The organism is Paenibacillus xinjiangensis, from assembly GCF_059686975.1.
Map to the genome: position 1 here is coordinate 12121 of NZ_JCAALS010000027.1, position 20785 is coordinate 32905.

General features: G+C 46.6%; 19 protein-coding genes and 1 pseudogene. 8 read left to right on the forward strand and 12 right to left on the reverse strand.

What is annotated here, in order from left to right; all coding sequences use genetic code 11:
• Positions 1-155: 155 nt before the first annotated feature.
• The 4 genes and pseudogenes from AC6ESP_RS22915 to AC6ESP_RS22930 form a co-directional block, all read right to left on the reverse strand.
• Positions 156-2006, reverse strand: a complete 1851-nt coding sequence (locus tag AC6ESP_RS22915) for an ABC transporter ATP-binding protein (protein WP_497099060.1) — start codon at positions 2004-2006, stop codon at positions 156-158.
• A 709-nt stretch (positions 2007-2715) separates the two neighbouring features.
• Positions 2716-3417 carry an SDR family oxidoreductase gene (locus AC6ESP_RS22920; protein WP_497099061.1) on the reverse strand — a complete coding sequence of 234 codons (702 nt, stop codon included), beginning with the start codon at positions 3415-3417 and terminating at the stop codon, positions 2716-2718.
• A 94-nt stretch (positions 3418-3511) separates the two neighbouring features.
• Positions 3512-4252, reverse strand: a pseudogene (locus AC6ESP_RS22925) (SDR family oxidoreductase).
• Positions 4253-4718: 466 nt separating this feature from the next.
• Positions 4719-5297, reverse strand: a complete 579-nt coding sequence (locus tag AC6ESP_RS22930) for a TetR/AcrR family transcriptional regulator (RefSeq protein ID WP_497099062.1) — start codon at positions 5295-5297, stop codon at positions 4719-4721.
• Positions 5298-5596: 299 nt separating this feature from the next.
• Here AC6ESP_RS22930 and AC6ESP_RS22935 point away from each other — a divergent pair, with 299 nt between their 5' ends.
• Positions 5597-6850, forward strand: a complete 1254-nt coding sequence (locus AC6ESP_RS22935; protein WP_497099063.1) for a DNA polymerase IV — start codon at positions 5597-5599, stop codon at positions 6848-6850.
• A complete protein-coding gene (locus AC6ESP_RS22940; protein WP_497099064.1) occupies positions 6847-7323 on the forward strand; it encodes a YhjD family protein in 477 nt (158 codons plus the stop codon). The genes AC6ESP_RS22935 and AC6ESP_RS22940 overlap by 4 nt, the downstream gene beginning before the upstream one ends.
• A gap of 301 nt (positions 7324-7624) precedes the next feature.
• Here AC6ESP_RS22940 and AC6ESP_RS22945 read toward each other — a convergent pair whose 3' ends face one another.
• Positions 7625-8011 (reverse strand): winged helix-turn-helix transcriptional regulator, encoded by a 387-nt coding sequence (locus tag AC6ESP_RS22945; RefSeq protein ID WP_497099065.1) that lies wholly within the window; start codon positions 8009-8011, stop codon positions 7625-7627.
• A 116-nt stretch (positions 8012-8127) separates the two neighbouring features.
• On the opposite strand from AC6ESP_RS22945, the gene AC6ESP_RS22950 reads away from it, so the two are divergent.
• From AC6ESP_RS22950 to AC6ESP_RS22965, 4 genes are all read left to right on the forward strand, one after another.
• The gene (locus tag AC6ESP_RS22950) at positions 8128-9141 is read left to right on the forward strand and encodes a zinc-dependent alcohol dehydrogenase family protein (RefSeq protein ID WP_497099066.1); all 1014 of its coding nucleotides are present in this window, start codon (positions 8128-8130) and stop codon (positions 9139-9141) included.
• Positions 9142-9637: 496 nt separating this feature from the next.
• On the forward strand, positions 9638-10084 hold the full coding sequence (locus tag AC6ESP_RS22955) for a hypothetical protein (RefSeq protein ID WP_497099067.1): 447 nt from the start codon (positions 9638-9640) through the stop codon (positions 10082-10084).
• 1 nt (position 10085) lies between these two features.
• Positions 10086-10325: a helix-turn-helix transcriptional regulator gene (locus AC6ESP_RS22960; protein ID WP_497099068.1), complete on the forward strand. Its 240-nt coding sequence runs from the start codon at positions 10086-10088 to the stop codon at positions 10323-10325.
• Positions 10326-10327: 2 nt separating this feature from the next.
• A complete protein-coding gene (locus AC6ESP_RS22965; RefSeq protein WP_497099069.1) occupies positions 10328-11032 on the forward strand; it encodes a DUF4386 domain-containing protein in 705 nt (234 codons plus the stop codon).
• A 349-nt stretch (positions 11033-11381) separates the two neighbouring features.
• Here the strand turns inward: AC6ESP_RS22965 and AC6ESP_RS22970 are convergent, their stop codons facing one another.
• Complete coding sequence (locus tag AC6ESP_RS22970; protein WP_497099070.1) at positions 11382-11888, reverse strand: Crp/Fnr family transcriptional regulator; 507 nt, start codon at positions 11886-11888, stop codon at positions 11382-11384.
• A 153-nt stretch (positions 11889-12041) separates the two neighbouring features.
• Here AC6ESP_RS22970 and AC6ESP_RS22975 point away from each other — a divergent pair, with 153 nt between their 5' ends.
• A complete protein-coding gene (locus AC6ESP_RS22975) occupies positions 12042-12524 on the forward strand; it encodes a hypothetical protein (RefSeq protein WP_497099071.1) in 483 nt (160 codons plus the stop codon).
• A gap of 309 nt (positions 12525-12833) precedes the next feature.
• Positions 12834-14069 (forward strand): NO-inducible flavohemoprotein, encoded by a 1236-nt coding sequence (gene hmpA, locus AC6ESP_RS22980; protein WP_497099072.1) that lies wholly within the window; start codon positions 12834-12836, stop codon positions 14067-14069.
• A 341-nt stretch (positions 14070-14410) separates the two neighbouring features.
• On the opposite strand, the gene AC6ESP_RS22985 is transcribed toward hmpA, so the two are convergent.
• From AC6ESP_RS22985 to AC6ESP_RS23010, 6 genes are all read right to left on the reverse strand, one after another.
• Complete coding sequence (locus tag AC6ESP_RS22985; RefSeq protein WP_497099073.1) at positions 14411-14779, reverse strand: VOC family protein; 369 nt, start codon at positions 14777-14779, stop codon at positions 14411-14413.
• Between the two features lie 84 nt (positions 14780-14863).
• Positions 14864-15253, reverse strand: coding sequence for a MarR family winged helix-turn-helix transcriptional regulator (locus AC6ESP_RS22990; protein WP_497099074.1), 390 nt, complete (start codon positions 15251-15253; stop codon positions 14864-14866).
• 235 nt (positions 15254-15488) lie between these two features.
• On the reverse strand, positions 15489-15980 hold the full coding sequence (locus AC6ESP_RS22995) for an HIT family protein (protein ID WP_497099075.1): 492 nt from the start codon (positions 15978-15980) through the stop codon (positions 15489-15491).
• A 118-nt stretch (positions 15981-16098) separates the two neighbouring features.
• Positions 16099-18192, reverse strand: a complete 2094-nt coding sequence (locus tag AC6ESP_RS23000; protein WP_497099076.1) for a GMC family oxidoreductase — start codon at positions 18190-18192, stop codon at positions 16099-16101.
• Positions 18193-18557: 365 nt separating this feature from the next.
• Positions 18558-20063: an alpha/beta hydrolase family protein gene (locus AC6ESP_RS23005; RefSeq protein ID WP_497099077.1), complete on the reverse strand. Its 1506-nt coding sequence runs from the start codon at positions 20061-20063 to the stop codon at positions 18558-18560.
• Between the two features lie 224 nt (positions 20064-20287).
• Positions 20288-20752, reverse strand: coding sequence for a RidA family protein (locus AC6ESP_RS23010; RefSeq protein WP_497099078.1), 465 nt, complete (start codon positions 20750-20752; stop codon positions 20288-20290).
• Between the last annotated feature and the right edge of the window lie 33 nt (positions 20753-20785).

Consider the following 20785-nt stretch of genomic DNA (forward strand, 5'->3'; position numbering starts at 1 on the left):
CTTAATCAAAATGACATGCTCAAGAAAAATTTCGACCTCCTGCAGGCATGCATACAAGCAAGTAAAGATTATGTATCTGCGGGAATAGCGCAGCGCGTATTTCACAATAAACCAATTATTATTGAGGACCCTAGTAAAGCTATGCTTATTGGGCTTCATATAGATTCCCCCCATACTGCCAACTCTTCCAAATCAACATACTTTTCTGCTTGCTTTAAAAACAGCTCCGGATATTTCCCCTGCAGCTGCATCAATTCCTTGTGTGAACCCGACTCTAGGATTTGTCCATCCTCCATGTAATAGATTCGATCAGCCAGCATAGCAGATGACATGCGATGAGAAATAATGACAACGGCTTTATCCTCGCAAGCTTCCATCATACTTTCAAAAATTTCAAATTCTGCAATTGGATCCAATGCGCTCGTTGGCTCATCAAGCACGAGAATTTCGGCCTCTTGTGCAAATATGCGTGCGATGGCAATCTTTTGAAACTCACCGCCTGATAAAACAACACCGTCATCATCAAACTCCTTCGTAAGCATCGTATCTATTCCATTCGGCAAAGTGGCTACCTTATCGTATACTCTGCTTTTCTTGAGTGCATTTATGACGAGCTGACGATCCGCGTCGGTATCCGCCTCACGCATAAGTACATTTTCCGCTATAGTCATCGAAAAAATCTTAAAATCCTGAAAAACGGTTCCATACAATGAGCGATAGGACATAAGATCAAACTCTTTAATATTGCGGCCGTTAAATAATATTTCGCCTTCAGTAGGATCGTACAAACGCATCATGAGCTTGATTAATGTTGATTTGCCAGCTCCATTGTGTCCGACAAGAGCAATTTTTTCATTCTTATTAATTTCCAGCGTAATATTGCGAATGGAAGCCTCAGCTGCCCCATCATAAGTAAAGTGTAGGTTCCGAAATGTTAATTGCTGCAATTGCGGTGCACTTGGTTTAATTGGATCAGCATGCTCCTCGATTTCAGAGACATAGCTTAAAAAAGTTTTTAAATTTTCGATGTATATACCGTTTTTGTTAATCTCTACAATGCTATCGGACAATCGGATGAGCGACCACGCACCACCGACCATTGCGCTTCCAAGAACGATAAAGGAGCTGATAGAAATCGATTGCTTGACAATAGCCAAATACGCACCATACAGCAGTACCCCTTGGAATAGCAGCGTAAAGGTTGTAAATAACTTAAAAAAGGAAATAACCCCTGCTTTTACTCGATACTTATGAATGACAGAAATGACGCCATCATACCCTTCTAAATACGTGTTCCTCAGAACAGAAAATATGCGGGACAAACGAATTTCCTTGGCAAAGTGGGATAAATAGATGACACGGTTTACATAGTCCATTTTTCTTTGGTAAGGTACCCTCTCTTCATTTTGCTGGAACTGAATGTGGTTAAGCTTTTTTCCAAAATAAAAATTACCTATAATCGGTAACAAGGCAAACCATACAACCCATGGATCTATGGCGTACATCACGGCAAATATACTAATCGTTGCGATTGAGACGAATATAATTCTGGTGAGATTGTCAAGAACAGCACTGACTCGTTGATCCGCTTCTTGAATTGCTTTTGTATATTTATCATAAAACTTATGATCCTCAAAACATTTCAGTTCTACGGATGCAGCCTTACGGAAAAGAATGAGATACAGCTTCTCATATAGCTTAAGATCACTTAAAGGTCTGAAGCGAAGTTCATACCAATTGTCCAGTAAGATTAAAGCAAGTATCAAAACTAAAGTCATGATTATAAAATAAATAATTTGCTGGAAGTCCCGTTCAATTGAAATAGACTCAATGAGGTACTTCATGAAATATACAGAAAAAAACACATTAGAAAATAGTCTGCCCGCTTGAACAGCAAAATCAGCCAGTACTCTCTGAGGATGCATACTCCATGCTAACTTGAACACAAATAAGTTGTTGGCAATATTAGCTTTTGTATGGTGCAATGTAAGGTTTATTTTCCCCAAGGTCGTTCCTTCCCCTCTGTATCATTAAGAGCGGTTTAATCAGCCTCTAGTGAAACTACCTAATAATTGGTAATTTAAAATTTACTACAGAGCTGAATAGGAAACAACCCGACAAATTCTATGTATTGCACGGTCATTAATATCCCGAAGAGATTTTTTTGCAGACGGCCGCTAATATTTACGGGCATATTGAGAAAGCTATTTCTGAAAATGCCTAATAACAAAAAACAGCGCTTTACATTGACAATCCAAGATCAATGTTAAGCACTGTTTAAATTATACTCAATATACAATTGCACTGGCAGGCCTCTGCGCATCATCTCTTTCCAAATCCCGGCACCTGCGATGAAACGGCTAATGATGGTGGACTAGGCTTCAGCACATAGTTGAGCGCCAAAGGAAGCATATAACCGCAACAGCGCTCACACCCACTAACGCTTATCGTCGACTAGAGCGGTGTATTTTACTGCCATGAATTTATAAAATGGCAATGACTCCACAGCAACTCGGACCTCTTCTAAGCTGTCTCCAATACAAATGGACCAATGCTCGTCCCTTGTGTGGGGAAGGTAAAAGGATTTGATCAGCCCCTGTTCCACTAATTCAGCAAATCATGCTTGTTCCGCTGGTAACAGTTCCGCAATTTCTTTCTCAGTAGTCGTTGGTTTGATTTTGACATGAACGAGAAAACGCATGTACACTCCTCCTTTTATTGAAACAATTGTGGGTACAGAGAAGAAATTCCTGCGGAAAGGCCCTGTTGTACATTTCGACTTGTATCATCAGCAACAATCTCATAAAGATCGGATTCGATTCCATCGATGGCGATTTTGGCGATGTCCCTTGGAGATGCCTTAGGTGCTTCGATGCCAGCTGTCATATCGGTGTCCATGAACGCTACGTGCAATCCGGCAAGCTTAATGTTCTTAGGGGCTAACTCTAAACGTAATGCGTTCGTTATTCCCCATTGAGCGGATTTTGCAGCTGAATACGCACCTGAGTTACCGATATTGATCCAAGATAATGCGGACAGGATATTCAGTATCGAACCTCCTCCATTTTTTTCAATAACGGGTGCAAAAGTGCGAATCATCGAAAGTGTGCCGAAGACATGAGTGTCGAATTCTAAATGAATATCGTCTAACTCACCTGTGAGGAGAGAAGCGCCAGTGGCGGAACCGGCATTGTTGATTAGAAGGGTTGCATCATCAGCAGCCTCAGCCGCAGCCATGACGGATTTCGGATCTGTAATATCGAGCTGCAGTGGAATAGCACCGGGCAGATTAATTGATTCAGGGTTTCTCGCTCCAGCGTACACTTTAGCTCCCCTAGCTAGAAGCTCAAGAGCCAACTCCTTGCCTAAACCCCGATTAGAACCACTGACAATAGCAACTTGTTTAGAAATATTCATTTTTTATTACTCCTTTTTTTTTAGAATTATCGTTCTTAAATTGGAATGCATCCATCCATTTTGTCTCTATAGTGTGCTTTATCATAAAAGCGAATTACTGACCAGACATCATATCGTTAACTTGGTTCACAAGAACGCTTTCGTTCGGTCCCGGATTATTACGATACATGATTGCTGACTCCACCAGAACCTCATCCGTATCTGTACCAAGTACATTTATCGTTTCTTCAATAAATGCTGCAAGTGGCATTGCATTCGGATCATAATTGATCATTTGCGTTTGAACCAATGGCGGCGCAATTTCTAGTACTTTAACCGAAGTGTCTTTCAGGATGTAGCGCTGGGTCAGTGTATAGGAATGAAGCGCTGCTTTCGTCGCAGAATATATAGCCCCCTGTGCCACCGGTACGAATCCGAGTATCGAAGTCGTATTGATAATATAAGCATCTTCTTTGGATTTCAAATGACCCTGTAACGCAGCAGTCATACGGATCGGACCAAGCAGGTTTGTGGTGACTGTCTGAACCAAAATATCTTCGTCAACCAACCCAGACGAATCTTCAGGCGTATAAATACCAGCATTGTTAAACAATACATTAAGATCCGGGTATTCTTCAATTAACTGCTAGGCAACTGAATTTACACTTGCAGGGTCCTGTATATTCAACTCCACTGCAGACATGCCAGGATTCGCTTGGAAGGTCTCCTCCAGACGCTCTTTACTTCGTCCTGAGATGATAACCTTGTTTCCAAGTTTGTGTAATGCCTCAGCTAATCCCCGTCCAATACCCGAACCGCCGCCTGTAATAAAAATCGTGTTTCCTGTTAATTTCATGTTAAATCCTCCTTAATTTATAGCGTATCTATTGCTTTCTCTGTTGAACCCAAGTTGTTACTCTTAGCCTTCGTAAGCTCTGAACTCAAAAAATTTATTACTGCGCATTTGGGAACAATCATTCTATTAATTGCCAAAAAAAACGTTGACTATATGACATCGTTTTATTTTACCAACCGAGGTTCTACAAACTCCTTGCTTCTAGCCATAAAATTCACTCCCAAAACTAAGGTAACATATTGGGAACGATCAGTAAAGAAAAATATTAGAGTTTCTCACCTTTCTTCTATGCTTCTCATTTACTACATAGGGTTCATAGGTAGGTCTCTTCATTTTTTTAACATACATACACAAAAGAAGCTGGCGGGCGGGAAGTTAGCCATGACATAATGAATGCGAACGATACTGAAATGTAACTAAATGAATACAGGAATAATCATTCTATTATATGCAAAAAATCAATGCATCAATTTACTAAAAGTTTTATCGATACATTGACAATCCGGTTTAATTTTTCTTTATCCGTCGAAGTTCTTGCCATAGCTCTTGTGCCAACGGAGATATTGTGCAGGTACTCTGCCATTTCCTTGGCATCGTGATCAGAGGAGAATTCTCCATCCCTCTGTCCCCAAAGAATAATCTGCTCGAACATCTGCTCTGCTACCGTAAACAGTTCAATTGACCTGGTATCCACATCAGTATCACGTCCGGCCAGCTCCACCGCCGAATTCACGATTAAGCAACCAGATGGCATATCCTCTGATTCCCTGATCATAAAATCAAAAATTTTATGCAGTGCTTCCACTGCAGTCTTGGACGTTTTGACTTCTGCGAGCAATGTGGCGTTAACTTTGCTGCAGTATCGATCCATAGCCTGCAGAAACAGCGAATGTTTGTCATCGAATGTATCATATATACTTCTGCGATGAATTCCCATATGCTCGACCAGGTCACTCATCGATGTCTTCTCGTAACCTTGTTCCCAAAAGATCTTCATTGCTTTATCCAATACTTCGTTCACTTCAAACTCTTTGCTTCTAGCCATATAAATTCCCTCCCAAAATTAATGTAACACATCGGGAACGATCAGTAAATAAAATAACGCGCGGGTCAGGTTTTCTAAATCAAATCCTTTTACTCAGCATAATTCAATAAGTCCCCTACCTCAGTAGTATTTCTGAAAACTTTTTCTCATTTATCTTGAAAGCTTTCTCATTAATTATGACACCACACAGTAGTGTTGTAACAACTGTTTAAAATTACCTTCACTCACCTATTGCATAGGGAACATACATTCGGTATATAATAAGAATACGAACATACTTTCGTATTGGAGTGGAGAATATGGCGCGTGTCATTATGCTTGTGGATTGCCAATCGTTCTACGCATCGGTCGAGAAAGCGACTCATCCTGAATATAAGGATGATCCCGTTGTCGTTGCCGGTGATCCCTCCCGCCGGTCAGGCATTATACTTGCAGCGTGTCCGATCGCGAAGCAGTACGGCGTTACAACGGCGGAGACATTAGGCCAAGCGCTGGGCAAATGTCCACATCTGGTCATCATCCGGCCGCGCATGCAGGCTTACATTGACGTATCTCTCATGATTACCGATGTTTTCAACACCTTTACTGATCTGGTCGAGCCGTTCTCCATCGATGAGCAGTTTCTCGATATAACAGGCTCGTTAGCTTACTTTGGCACACCGGAACAGATCGCCGCCCAGATTCAGGCCAAGATTCTAATGTTCACCGGTGTATGGGCACGGGTCGGAATCGGCCCCAACAAAATCCTTGCCAAGATGGCAACGGATATTTGGGCCAAAAAGAACACAGACGGCGTATTTACGCTGCAGAAATCTGACATTCAATTGAAGCTATGGCCCTTGCCCATTAACAAGATGTTCGGTGTCGGCTCGCGGATGACAGCTCACTTCCAGCGCATGGGCATCACCACAATCGGCGAGCTTGGCTGCTTACCCCTTCCCGACTTGAAGCGTAAGATGCGGCTGAGAATGGGCAGGAACAGTAATATCCAAGCCGAGCTCTTCTGGCAGACGGCCAATGGAATCGATCCAAGCCCGGTCAAGCCGGGCACGCATGATGTACAGCAAGCCGTCGGGCATCAGATGACACTCCCCCGTGACTATGTAAAGCGGAATGAAATCGACGTCGTGCTGCTCGAATTAAGTGAAGAGGTATGCCGCCGCAGTCGGATGAAGGGCTATATGGGTCATGTCGTCTCTGCTGGCGCACAAGGTGCGGATTTCGATCAGCCGACAGGCTTCTTCCGACAGATCACGATGCCCGATCCGACCAATATTACGAAGGAAGTGTACGAGAGCGCACGGATGTTATTTTACAGACACTGGGACGGACTCCCGGTACGCAAGCTCGGTGTTACATTATCCAGACTCGTTCCGGATAATCAATACCAGCTCACCATGTTCGGCAACAGAGAGAAGACAAGAAGCTTGGAGCGTGTCACGGATGCCATCAAGCATCGGTTCGGGATGACCTCCATTCTGCGGGCCTCTTCTCTCTTGGAGGCTGCCCAGGCCCGTGAGCGCAGTGTCAAAATTGGAGGGCATTATATATGAGCAAGAAGTTGGAAGGAAACGGCCGCTGGGAATCCAGCCGCATGATGCTGCCAGAGCATAGGGAACAATATTTGCAGCGACGTGAAGCGAAGAACGGAATACCCGCTCCGATTCCGGCCAGAGAGGAGCTGGAGCTCATTCGAGATTATGTACTGCTGCCCATGATGCTTACGATTGTGGAAAAGAACTGCAAACAAATCGAGCTCTCTTCCTATTCCATGAAGAAGCTGTTCGTGAAGGCTTCCCATGTGTTGATGACCCATATTCATAATGATCTGGCTGCTGTACGGAAGGAATTGAAGTCGCGCAGCATCAAAGTGTTCGAGGAGGAGCATGCGAGCGGCGCCATTCATTACCGCTTCCTCTGCCGAGGCTACGAGGACAGCTTCTGGATGATTCGGGACGTCGCACGAGCGGAGATCAGTGTACGCATATCGAAGTATATTTCGCGGGTGTTCAAGTCGTTCGAATAAGTGAACCAGCCCAAGCTGCTGATAGGAGACGGTAATCCCCTTATCCTAGTCTTGGGCTGGATTCGTATCTCCAACCGGGCATTTGCTCTCCACAAATCGTACAAATTCCTCCACCTTTTCTTTTGACGAATTGGTTTAGTTATGGAATGTATATCGATATCAGAGTAGCCCGGACGGACATCCGATTTATCAAAAAAACCAACGAGGTCAATATCTCCCTCAATGGACCGGTAAGCCACTCGCAAGAGGAGGGCTACCAGCCTTATTGCATCTGTCAGTATGTTTGAGCGACAATCGTCGTTCAAGAGTTATTCAATACGACATCTCCATATTCTCTAATGTCATATTCTTCTCTAGCTGTCTTGACCTCGGGATAGTATATCCTAGCCCATTCTTTTAACATCCTTAGATGAGGAATCAACGATTCTCCCACTGATGTTAACGTATATTCTACGATCGGCGGAACTGCCGGAGTCAATTTTCGACTGACTAATCCATCCCTTTCAAGCTGTTTCAAGGTTTGCGTCAGCATTTTTTGCGATATGCCTTCTATCCTCGCTTTGATCTCTCCGTACCTTATCGTACCATCCTCCAGGGCGTAAATAACCAATGCCGTCCACTTATTCGAAATAATTTCAAGCACATGCGAATAACTGCAAATCGACAAGGAAATATCCGTGGCTTTCATATTTATCCGTCCTCCTTACGCACCTTTGGGTTCGTAAACCACCTAAAAGTGCCGTCTTACTAGATATTAAATCATGCATTATGATATGTCTATTCCTCAATAAGGAGAGATAAATTATGAAAGCATATGTTATTCAAGGTGGCTTTGGTCTTGATCATATTGTAGAAGTCAATCGTGCGATTCCGAGCCCTGCTCGGAAAGAAGTGCTTATTCGAATGAAAGCCGTGTCGCTTAATTCGCGGGATCTTGGGGTTATTGATGGGTTCTATAATCCGAATTTGAATACGCCTCTTGTTCCTGTTTCCGACGGAGTGGGTGAAGTTGTCTCCTTAGGAGAAGAAGCGACAAAGTTTCGACTAGGAGAAAGAGTGAGCGGGATTTTTACGCAGAGCTGGACAACGGGAGAAGCGACACAAGACAACTGGGTCACTACTCTGGGCAGCCCTCTTGACGGTTTGCTTGCGGAATACGTCGTGCTGCCTGAGGAAGGGCTGGTTCGTGTTCCCGAGCATCTGACCGATGCCGAGGCCGCAACCCTTCCTTGCGCCGGCGTAACAGCATGGCATGCCATCGTAGAAGAAGGCAAAGTAAAAGCAGGAGATACCGTGGTCGTTCAAGGCACGGGTGGTGTTTCCTTGTTTGCCCTTCAATTCGCCAAGCTTCAGGGTGCCCGGGTTATCGTAACTTCCAGTAGTGACCAGAAGCTCGAACGAGCAAAAACGCTTGGCGGAGACTTCGGCATCAATTACAGGCACACGACGGATTGGGATCAGGCCATTTTAGATTACACCGAAGGGCGCGGGGCTGATCACATCGTCGATCTGGGAGGTGGTGCTACCCTTAACCGTTCGCTTGCTGCATTAAAGGTGGGTGGACAAATCAGTATGGTCGGTATTCTATCAGGAGCCAGCGTGGAGGAATTAGCCATTATCCCAGCTATCATCAGAAAGGCAAGACTGCAGGCAATTAACGTCGGAAGTCGTACAATGTTTGAGCATATGAATGCCGCTATTACACATAATCGTATGCGTCCAATCGTCGATAGCGTATTTCCATTCTCGCAAGCCGTGCAAGCTCTTCAGTATTTGGCCAACGGCTCGTATTTCGGGAAGATTTGTATTGTGTTCTAATTTGTCCGAGTTCCCCTCAGATGCAGCATACTTTAAACCGGTTTAATCCGCGCACTCTATACTATTGCTGAAAATGTACAATTCCAATATTGACCTATTCTAAATCCGTTAGTTTAAATTAAATTCCCACAGAATATGAGGTGCGAAAGAGCCAGGGAATTCATGGGAGCTTCAAAAACAGACTAGCCACTACTTTTCCAGTGGTTTATGGATTTATCACCAAAAGAAAGTTGTCCTAGTAAATGATAAGAAGAGTAGTATTAAACATATACCTAATGAGTACGAAGGAGAGCCTATGGGCTCTCTTATTCATTTCAGTAGCATTGTAGAATATGCTGCTTGATAACAACTTAGAGTGCAGATTGGCCGGAACATCGCCTATTTGGGAATCATTTCGCTCAATGATGTAAAATAAACTTGACATCATGAATGTTTTTGCATACATTTAGTATATAAAACTTAACTTGGGGAATTCATCCAACAGGAGGTGTACGGCATGACCTATCAAGAAAAGAAGAGCATTGTATCCATCATCAGCGCTATCCTCATTTTCGTTTCATTTAGCGCGTACAAGTACGTGCAGTATCCGGAGGAAGGACTTGGGTCGACGGAAATCTTTCGCTATTGGGGCTCCTTCGTCCTCGTCCTGACTTTGGTTTCCATCTTCGCTCATATCGTCATCAGCATCATTTTCAACATCGTTTTTCGAATCACAACCGGGGAGAAGGAACCGACGTTCGCGGATGAACTGGATAGACACATCGAATTAAAGGCGAATCGGAACGGTTTCTTCGTATTTATTCTCGGCTTTCTTCTCGCCATGGGATCGCTGGTCATCGAACAGCCGGTACAGGTGATGTTTGTCATCTTGATTGTCTCGGGATTCATTTCTGATGTCAGCAGTTCTGTGACCAAGCTGTATCACTATCGGAGAGGAGTCTAAGATGGGCAAAAATCTTGTCGGCAATCACATTCGCAAATTACGATTCAACCATGACGAAATGACCCAGCAGCAATTGGCTGACAAGGTGGGCGTAACCCGGCAAACCATCGTGGCGCTGGAAAAGGGCAACTACTCCCCTTCGTTGGAGCTAGCTTTTCGCATCGCTCATGCCTTCAGCTTGCATTTGGAAGAAGTGTTTTTCTATGGGAAACAGGTCAGTAAAGAAGAAGATGGAGGTTAAACATGAAATCAGACAAATTTGCTGGAAAAGTCATAGGCGTGCTATTTATCCTTGCCGCGGTTTCGTCGATCAGTGGGCTTATCCTGTATGACCCGATCCTCAATGATCCCGATTATTTAGTTAGTGGTGCTGCGCACGCCAACCGGGTGATCCTGGGAGCGCTGATGGAATTGATTCTTGTCGTTTCGGCGATTGGAACATCCATTACGCTGTTTCCATACTTGCGCAGGTACAATGAAAGCATCGCACTCGGCCATGTTTGCTTTCGGTTTTTGGAAGCTGTTATCATTACCGTCGGCATCATCAGCGTGCTGTCCCTGTTAACCTTGAGCCAGGAGTATGTGGCGGCAGGCGCCCCAGACATGGCCTTGTTCCAAGCTTCGGGCACTGTATTGCATGCCGTTCACGACTGGACATTCATGCTTGGACCTAACTTCATGCTGGGGATCAATACGATGATGTACAGTTATATCTTCTATCACTCCAAGCTCGTACCGCGTTTTATCCCCATCTTGGGCATGACGGGGGCGGCTCTCGTTTTCATCGCGGCGTTGTTCGAAATGTTCGGCGTATTTCCTCAGCTTTCCGTCTGGGGCGCTCTATTGTCGCTTACTGTAGCGGCGAACGAGATGATTTTAGCAGTATGGCTTATTGTTAAAGGGTTTAATGCGTCTGCGGTTGCACACTTATTCGCAGCAAAGCGATAGCCTCTGCTTTAAAAGATACTAGGCCCATGCTATCATTCCAGTAATCCATTGTTTATAGGAATAACTTTGCTGCCTTGAAGATTTCACTAGTTTAAGGAGCGGAGCTATTATGAAATATGTTATTGCTGACTGGAACAAAGAAACCAGAAAATTCACTTCGCAATCCATTCGCCGTTGGTGATACGATTGAGCAGCTTTCGGATCAGTTTTTCTAAATGTTGAAGAGTCACATCAGAATCATTCCGATGTGACTCTATGTTGTATACAGAACTTTTTACCCATTCATGCCATCCATTGATGCTTCACCGCATCTTCTCATACAAGCGTAACTCATGATTTTCACTACCGCTCACGCTCCCTCCTTGCTCCCGCGCAGCAAGCGGTTGACCGTCTCACGCCGCAGACCAATGAGCTGACCAATCTCATCTTGGGTCAGCACATCGGTTAGCGCGGATGGTGCGATGTAGGCAGCGAACCACTGCTGGAGCTTGTCCAGCTTGGCAGCTGGTGTTACTTGTGTCAACTGATCGATGCGCTGCTGCATTAATCTCAGCTTCGTTTGCAGCAGGCGGGCGATCTCCAGACCCTTCCGCGGATTTCGCTCCAGCTCGGCATACCATTCAGACGCGGACAGCCGCTCTACCTCACAGGTTACCAGCGCAATCGCAGATCCATGATAAGGAATTGGTGAAATGAGCGAATGATGCGGAATCATTTCATCTGGTATAATGATGTTGACGAGTATTGAATGTCCGTCTTCATGTACGCGAACGATTTTGAGCAGACCGCTTTTTAGATAAAATAGCCCGCCGCTATCCCCTTGATGGAATAGAACCTCTCCCTTGTGCAGCAGCATTCGCCACCTCCTCATTCCTACTCTATCGCTCATCATATTCTGTAATTCAATAATGACTATATTGACGATTCTCTCTTTTCAAGGTTAGAATATTACATGGTCAGTAAGGTTCCACCCAAGCTGATAGAACGCAGAAAAGAGGCTGTATCACCCATGAGCATCAAAACCTGTGCAATCTGTTTATATATTGTGTTCGTCTACTGGATATCCATACATATCCCGCATATGCACACTTTGTTCTTCCCTACGCTTGGCGCCTTCAGCCTGCTGTTCATTTCCCGTCCGTACGAGCGAAGCGCATTCAGCAAAATCGCCATCGGCGCAGTTGTTGCTTCAACAGTCGGTTCCCTGTTCGTATACTGGAGCTCAGGAGTGCTGTCACTGCTGCTCACCCTGCTGCTTGTCATTTGGCTGATCAATATCTTCAAATGGAATGCCCCGCCGATTCTTGCTGTGTCGCTTATTCCATTCTTCACGCAGCCTCCGCTGTTCTGGGTTATTCCCGTATCCGTCTGCGGCGCCTTGTTCGGCCTGCTATTCACACTCTCGGCGGCTGCTTTTTTGGAACAAAAATTCGGACATACCCTCACCCTGTTCAAAAGAACGGTCAAAACCGGATCTGATCGGTCGATGTAGCGCAAGCGTCTTACGCCAGCTCCCTATGTCCGTTCGATCGACATCTAGCGGGACGGTCAGCTCCTAGAGCATTGAACGTCCCCCCCCACATCGCAATCCCCTTTTATGATACTCACTCATTCACATTCTAATTTTCACTTTATCATCTGAATAAAATACTGTAAATCTCCCAAATGATCAGAAGTAGAGACTTGTATAATATCTGCCTGAGTCACACAAAGTTGCGCTTTACTGTGACTGAAATCACAAGGAATTATTAGGGAACACTCTATACTGAGCTTATCTGGTCAATCAATTGGAGGGATTCTAATGTTAAATCCGCAAACCATTCAAATTATTAAGTCAACTGTACCCGTGCTTGAGGTTCATGGCGTAACCATTACTCGGCGTTTCTACGAGACGTTGTTCGCCGACCACCCGGAGCTCCTGAATATTTTCAACCATGCCAATCAGAAGCAGGGCAGACAGCAGACTGCGCTCGCCAACGCTGTCTATGCGGCAGCCGTTCACATCGACAATCTGGCGGCGATTCTGCCGGCCGTCAAGCAAATTGCCCATAAGCATCGCAGTCTGGGCATTCTGCCTGAGCATTACCCAATCGTCGGCAACTATTTATTAGGCGCAATCAAGGATGTGCTGATCGACGCAGCGACGGAGGAAATTCTGGGCGCATGGGCCGAAGCCTACGGCGTCATTGCCGATGCGTTCATCGGAGTGGAGGCGGATATGTACAAGGAAGCCACCGAACAGACTGGCGGCTGGGAAGGGTTCCGCCGATTCCGTATCATCCGCAAGGTAGAAGAGAGCGAGGTCATCACATCCTTCTATCTGGCTGCCGAGGATGGAGGTGCAATTGCCGACTTCCAGCCTGGACAGTATGTCAGTGTCAAGCTTCAGCCGGAGGGGCAATCGTATACGCAAATTCGCCAGTACAGTCTGTCCGACTCGTCAGGCAAGCCCTATTACCGTATTTCCGTGAAGCAGGAGACGGCTACTAATACGAAGCCCGATGGGATTATTTCCACCTACTTGCATCAAGAGCTTAATGAAGGCAGCATCGTCGAGCTTTCTGCTCCCGCAGGGGATTTCACCTTGAATGTACAGGATAAGCGGCCAGTCGTATTGCTTAGCGGCGGCGTTGGCATTACGCCCATGCTGAGCATGCTGAACACACTGGTCGAGCGTTATCCTCAGCGCCAGGTGACCTTCATCCACTCGGCGGTGAATAGCACAACACACGCCTTCCGCGAGCATGTAGCGAGACTTGCGAGCAGCCATCCGCAAGTAGAAGCTTACTCCTGCTACCAGCAGCCGACAGAGGCAGATCGGGAGAAAAAGGCGTTCGATAAGGAAGGGTACATCGATCTGCCATGGCTGCAGAGCATCACCTCTCATCCAGCTGCCGAATATTATTTCTGCGGCCCGATTCCGTTCATGCAGACGGTCAATCGTCTTCTGCTGGAGCTTGGTGCTCCTCAAGCGGACATCCATTATGAATTCTTTGGACCGGCGGCTAGCTTGACTCCAGCGGCTGAGGTTGTCTAGCCCTACAGTATTCGGAACCCTAAGAAGAAACACTTTCCTGTGAACCCATAATCTATGCAAAAAGCACCCTCATAGCGACTGTAAAAATCATACCGAGGGTGCTTTTGCATTCACTCGGAAGCTTTATTCCAACGCCTTAAGCCGCCTTTATCGTAAAAAAGTCCTTTGCACCATGCCACAGCAAGTTACATGAGCAGCTCCGTCTTTCAGTGCTCCTGATCGCCGAGCTGGCCGTTCATCCTCTGTACCACGCTTATCCTCCTTCATGTAGGAGCCTGACAAAATCAATGGCACACGAACACTGCTATCCTACAGATTACATTTGTGGAAACGGTAGCGCATCAGTTCCGATAAAAGGACAACACCCAGCACACGCCATTCCGGTCAGTAACGATGGCTAGTAGACCGTTAAACGGAGCTTCGTACATTTCCGTATTTATTGTCCCGCTGGCTGAAAATTCACCGTAAATCTTTCGGAATACTTCCTCCTTCTCGATTTTCAGAAAAACTCTCACATAATCACCCTTCAGTGCAGGCTTCGCCGCTTGGGTATCAGCAAACTTAAGGACTGCATTGTCCACATTCAGGTCCGCATTCAGCACCTCTTCCCCTTGCTTGCGTAGAATGACAATCTCACCGCCAAAAACGCTTTGATAATACTTAATTTCGTCTTTACAGTTATCAACAACGATAAACGGATACGCTATCATCCTTTACATCCTCCTAAGGTTCATATGGTCATCCTTTGATAATGTAAGCCGTTCGGAAGCCAACTAATTCCTCCAATCACCAAATCAATCCGGCATTTCATCCTGCCTGCTTAGATTGCGAAGCACGATCTTCAACAGGCTTATTAACAGATCATATTCCTCGTCAGCAATACCCTTCCTGGTTCTAATCTTGACCCGATCCAACCCCTCCTGCACTTTCGGTACAACATCCCGTGCCGATTCTGTCAAATAAAGCTGCTGGTAGCGGTTATCGGTGGGATCAACCTCCCTTCTCACATATCCTTCCGCTTCAAGCTTAGCGATTGCCTTGGCGGTAGTCGTCTTGTCAATGAGAAGATTCTCGCTTAAGGCTTTTTGCGTAATTGGCTGATGAAATGCTATCGCCATTAGGAAAATATACTGCCCGCTCCCGATCCGATAGGGTGCCAGCTCAGCAGAGATTAAGATTTGCATGTGACGATAGATGGCAGAGATGTATTGCCCGTGAGATTCGGTTTCATTCTTGTCAGCAAGTTTCCATTGTTCACTCAGTTTACTCGCTCCTTAAATAGGATGTTATTGCAACTAATTTCATCGTATGACATATAGAATGCTATTGCAACTATTTTTTGAAAAAAATTACAAGTATTTTTAATCTTCGTTCTTATCGAATCCTTAAGCAGTGCTTCCGCTAACGTGCTGCTCGAGTTTATCTATCCCAATACGTCGACCTCGCCTCGCGGTCTTCCTTCAAGAAACTGCTGATCCGTTGGCACACCTGCTCGATGAGATCTTGCCCTCCCCGCGGGGCATCTTCCCATTCCCGGACATGTATACCCCAGTAAGAAGGTGGCGTGTCCCGGTAACGGGGAATAATATGAATGTGGAAATGAGGCACATGATCTCCAAGCACAACGGAATAAATATGTTCTGCCCCTTCGCACTCTTTAAGTGCCTTACTTACACGGGAAAGCATTAAACCTACCGACTGAGCCTCCTGAACAGTCAACTCAGCCAGCCCAGGGATGTGCCGTTTCACATCAATAATTAAATATCCTAAATATGTGCTGTGGTCATTCGAGGAAATATGGCCTACATAAAGGAGTTCATCTTCATATATGGCTCCACCGTGAACTTTGATTTCACCTCGATGCTTTTTGCAAATAAAACAGTCGGTTACTGCTTGGATAGATCCACTCATTTGCCTCGCTCCTTTTCTGGAATAATTTTTTCTCCTCATCATAGGCCTTGCAGGGTGCTCCGCAATACGGACATGCAAACCATGTTTCTACCCATTCTGCTAGCCTTGTTTCACTAGGTTATCTGCGGTGCGAAAAGCTAATGCAAGAAATAGTCAACACGGGGTTAACGCCGCCATTGGTCACGTGTACAGAGCCGTCGCAAACCCAGAGATTGTCGTACCCATGGACACGACCTAATGGATCAGTGACAGATGTCACAGGATCATTCCCCATGCGCAGTGTACCCGCCTGATGCTGCCCCGCGCTTAGCCCACCACCTGGCGAAGTACGCCACACTTCACGCGCACCAGCGGCCCACAGCCACTTCTCCGCCTGCTCTCCCAGCATAGCCGCAGCTCGAAGAGACTCGGGATGAACGCTCCCAGAAAGGCTTGCTACAGATAAGCCAAACCGATCCTTAACCGACTTCGATAGACGAACTCTGGACTCGGCACTCGGGATCTCTTGAATGGGACCTTGAATCTGGCTAGTACGCAAGTAGCTCTCGCGCATCGTTTCCTTGCCTTTGCTCCCCCATCGCGGCGCATCCGGCGCAAGTGCTCGATACCAATGAATGAGCGGCAGCCGTGTGAACTCGTTAGCAAGCAGCCCTCCACCAATAATCCCGCCTTCGTTACTATGGTCGAAGCGGAAGGTGGCGATACTCACACCAGGGCCAAGATTATCTTGAACCGGTTCGTCAAATAGACCGTATGCCCCGGCATAGACATGGCCTTGCAGATTTCTCCCAACTTGCCCATGCCGATTGCCTATTCCATCCGGCTCCGAATCACTTGCAGAGTTGAGAAGCAGTCGCGCGCTTTCGATAGCCCCTGCAGCAACAACGATATGCCCAGCCCGCACTTGTCGTCGCTCGATGGATCCCTCCAATTGCTGTACAAGTCGAACCCCGGTGGCATGCCTTCCTCCTTCGGTATCGATGTGCTCCACCATCGTATCGCAGATCAGATCACAATTGCCGGTAGCCATAGCTCTTACCAACATCGTATTATGCCCGCCATTCTTGCTATTGGTCGGGCAGGCGAAGCCGACACATTGGCCGCATCTAATACAAGCCGGCCGCCCATCCCTCTCAACGGAGTTAATGAGGAGCGGCACTGGCCCTGCTTCCCATCCTAGCTTCTTGGCTGCGTGAGCTAAGCGTTCTGCCTCCAGCGTAAGCGGCAAGGCTGGCATTGGATAAGGCTGCTCACGCTTCCCCCGTCCAGTGTGGGCATTGCCATCCCCTGATACGCCGACCTCCCACTCTGCACGAGTGTAATAGGGCTCAAGATCCTCATACCGAATCGGCCAGTCACTGAGTGAACTCCCATCCGGTATTCCATAACGACTGGCCATACGGAAGTCATCCGGATGGAACCGCCATGCCTGTGCCCCATAGATCCGCGTTCCTCCACCTAATGTCATCGCATTATTGTGATAATCCCCTTCAAAAGGCGATGTGATTCTCTCATTCCCGCCTGCGAATAGAATGGTGCGAGGGTTGCCCTCCAGCTCCGGTCCCGTGTTGTGCCCGTATTTGCTAAATCGATGATTACGCAAATGATCTCTGCCAACCTCACTGTAACGAAGCCAGCTGCCACGCTCCACAACAAGTACCTGTAGTCCGGCTTCAGCCAATACCGCCGCCGCTACCGAACCTCCAGCACCCGCTCCTATTACGATAGCATCGTATCGGTCTCGCAGCTGCTCAAGCGATTGTTGCGGCAAATCCACTTCAGTGGACGGTGCATCCGCTGCAGGTATGGAGCCAGGACGAAAGCCGATCATCTCCCATGATTCCCCATCTGCATTGCCGCCTGCTTCTGGGCTTCCATAGTAGCCTTCGACAACTAGACTGAGTAGCGTGTCAAAGAAACGTTTGGAGGAAACAAGCCAATTCCGGAAGGAATCGAGCTCTGCGTCATGCAATAGTTTATCTTGCTCATGAGCCGATAGCTCCCAGAATGGCTGCTCATGTAGAGCTAATGCTTCCGCGTGCAAGGCTTGAAGACCAGTCTCTATTACATTCGTCCATGTAGCGACATCCTGAACTTTATAACGCTCCAAATAGGTAAGTACTCCCCCATCTGTCGCTGACGGCCAATCATCCTTCGGGATCATGCGGTCAGAAACCGCTTTCAAAACTAGCGAAGCATCATATAAACTCATTCTCCTCCACGCCCCTTCCTAGTTATAGCTCTATCTCCATAGTACCCCCTTTTCCATAAGTTGTTCAAGATGTTACTTTCTTCGTGATGCATAGACGGATTCATTTTCACCGACCCCCAAAACCACTACTGAAACAAGTTTGAGCAAACTGTTCAATAAACCATACAGATTCGCTACCTTGCATTGCAATATAGCATCTGCTTTATAGCACAAGTAATTTGCAATGCAATAGTAAGGAGGGATTATGGCTTGGATAGCCAGATGCTGAAGGGCTCATTCTGCTAGGTTCGCTATTTGCCGTACACACGATCGTTCAACTGTGACAAGAGAACAGGCTGCCGATGTTGCGGCAACCTGTTCTTTAATTATAATAGCGAGGTTACGAGCTTCGCCTCCGGAAAGCGGCTATCCGGTCCTTTCATTAAGCTCCCGCCTTGATTTTTGAGATATATATCGAAGAAATCAAGCATATAGGCATTGATAACAGAGTTCGCTCTATCGGGCGAAATCTTTCCTGTAATGCCCAACATTTTGAATATCGGAGAAATGAACTGTACATCGGCAAAATTCAAATGCTCCGTATTTTCGATATAGAGGACTTGTCCTCCTTCGTCGACCGTTTCGCGCATCCGTTCAAGCTCCAGCTTTTTATCTTCCGTTACTTGATCCTCCCACTCTCTTGTTGATCCCATACGGTTAAGCTCTGCATCCGTGTAGACACGTTTATCCATCACCATTTTTAGTTTTTCAAAATAGCTTTCCGAGTTGATGAACAAAAACGGCTTTTGCAGAGCCTCTCTGTCACGCAGTCGATAAAGCCCTCCATCCAAGTCTATTCCAACCGAAATTCGTGGATCATAAGAAGCGTCATAGGCCGTCGCTCCGCCGATGGAATGACCAAACACCCCGACATGACCGAGATCAATCCTCCCTTTTAGATGACTTGGAATCTGCCCCGATTGAATGAGCTCGAATTGATCCAGCGTAAACGCCACATCACCGGTTAAAACTTCTCCCAACTTATCGCGGTTTCCGCTTTCCGTCCGGTAGTCATGGTCGGGCGAGAATAAGTCGTTGGTTGTGCTGGTTGTAATTCGACCGTCCGGAAACTCGGTTGCAAATGTATTGTAGGTGTGGTCGATCACTGCCACGATATATCCGTGACTCGCGAGATTTTCGGCTTGCGACGTGTGGAGGAACCTGGAAGAGCCGTTGCCGGGATTCGCAAGGATCAGCGGGTATGAAGTCTGTGCCGAAGAGACCTCGGCCCCCGAATACGCATGACCGGATACGTAATTCAGGTGTTGAAAAGTAAACCCGGGAAGGCCATAGTTCGCCGCCATATGACGTATAATCCGGGTGTCCGGGATAAGGGGAGCGTGCTTGCCGGTGCCAGCTTGAGCCGGGTACCATACTTGAACCATCAATTCCCTCTTGCCTGTCGGGGTTTGGCCGAATGTCTCCTCCCGGCTTGGATCGACGAAATGAAAGACTTGCGTGCCTACTTTCAACTCGCCGGTTGGCGCCGGAAGGTCGAATACGGGAAACACATAGAGGAAGAACGCCGTTGCGATTAGCCCAATCACGATACAAATTCGTCCCAGCACCCTACGGATTTTTGAGACAGTCCGAACGGCTTTCGGCGTTATGGCAACGTCTATAAGCGAAAGCATAAATATCAGGATCGTCAATCCGTATAAAAATAAAAGCTGAACCCTATAACCTTCGACAAGCAAATGTATCACTACTATAATGGAGCCCGCACCGCTTGTCAGGAGCAAAGCTAATTTTCGGATACGTTGATTGAAAATGAACAGGATCGCCAACAAACAAGTACTTGAAAAGAATAGCAGCATTTCAAAAAGCCTCACACTAACTCCCCCTAATAAATAATCCTATTTACGAATTATTACAGGGCAACTAGGTTAATACCATTGATCTAGATGACAACCGCCTTACATTGTTGTAAGGCTGCGCGACAATGACGCAGAGAACGGTATGGACTGTGGTTGGTTCAGAGCCGCTTACGAACGTCAGGCCGGGGCATGCATCACCGTAACGGAGGGCGTCCCGGCCCTTTGTTTGTTTGCCTAGCCTATTCCTCAACCTGAAATACCGAATCTATAATAATCGGCAGATTGTTTCTCACAGACATAGCGCCGAATACGGAGCGTGCATGCACGCCCTTATCGTCGCCGAATACCTCCAGCATCAGATCGGAGCAGCCATTGAGCACGATATGATGCTCCTCGAATGCAGCCGTTGCATTGACGAACCCTTGAAGCTTAACCACTCTGATCACTTTATCGAGCGAGCCTAACGCTTCCTTCACGACTGCTAGCACCTCTAGCCCCGCTTCACGTGCATATTGATAGCCCTGCTCCGTCGTATACTCACTGCCCAGCTTCCCTTTAGGCCCGCCCGCGGGGGCTTTCCCGGATACGAACATCAGCCCTCCCGCGATCACATAATTAGCATACTTCGCAGCAGGATCACTTGCCTGTGGCAATTCAATATCAAGCTCTTGCAGTCTAGCTTCGATAGAATTAATGATTGTCATGTATACTCCCCCATATCTATTAAATATTGGAAA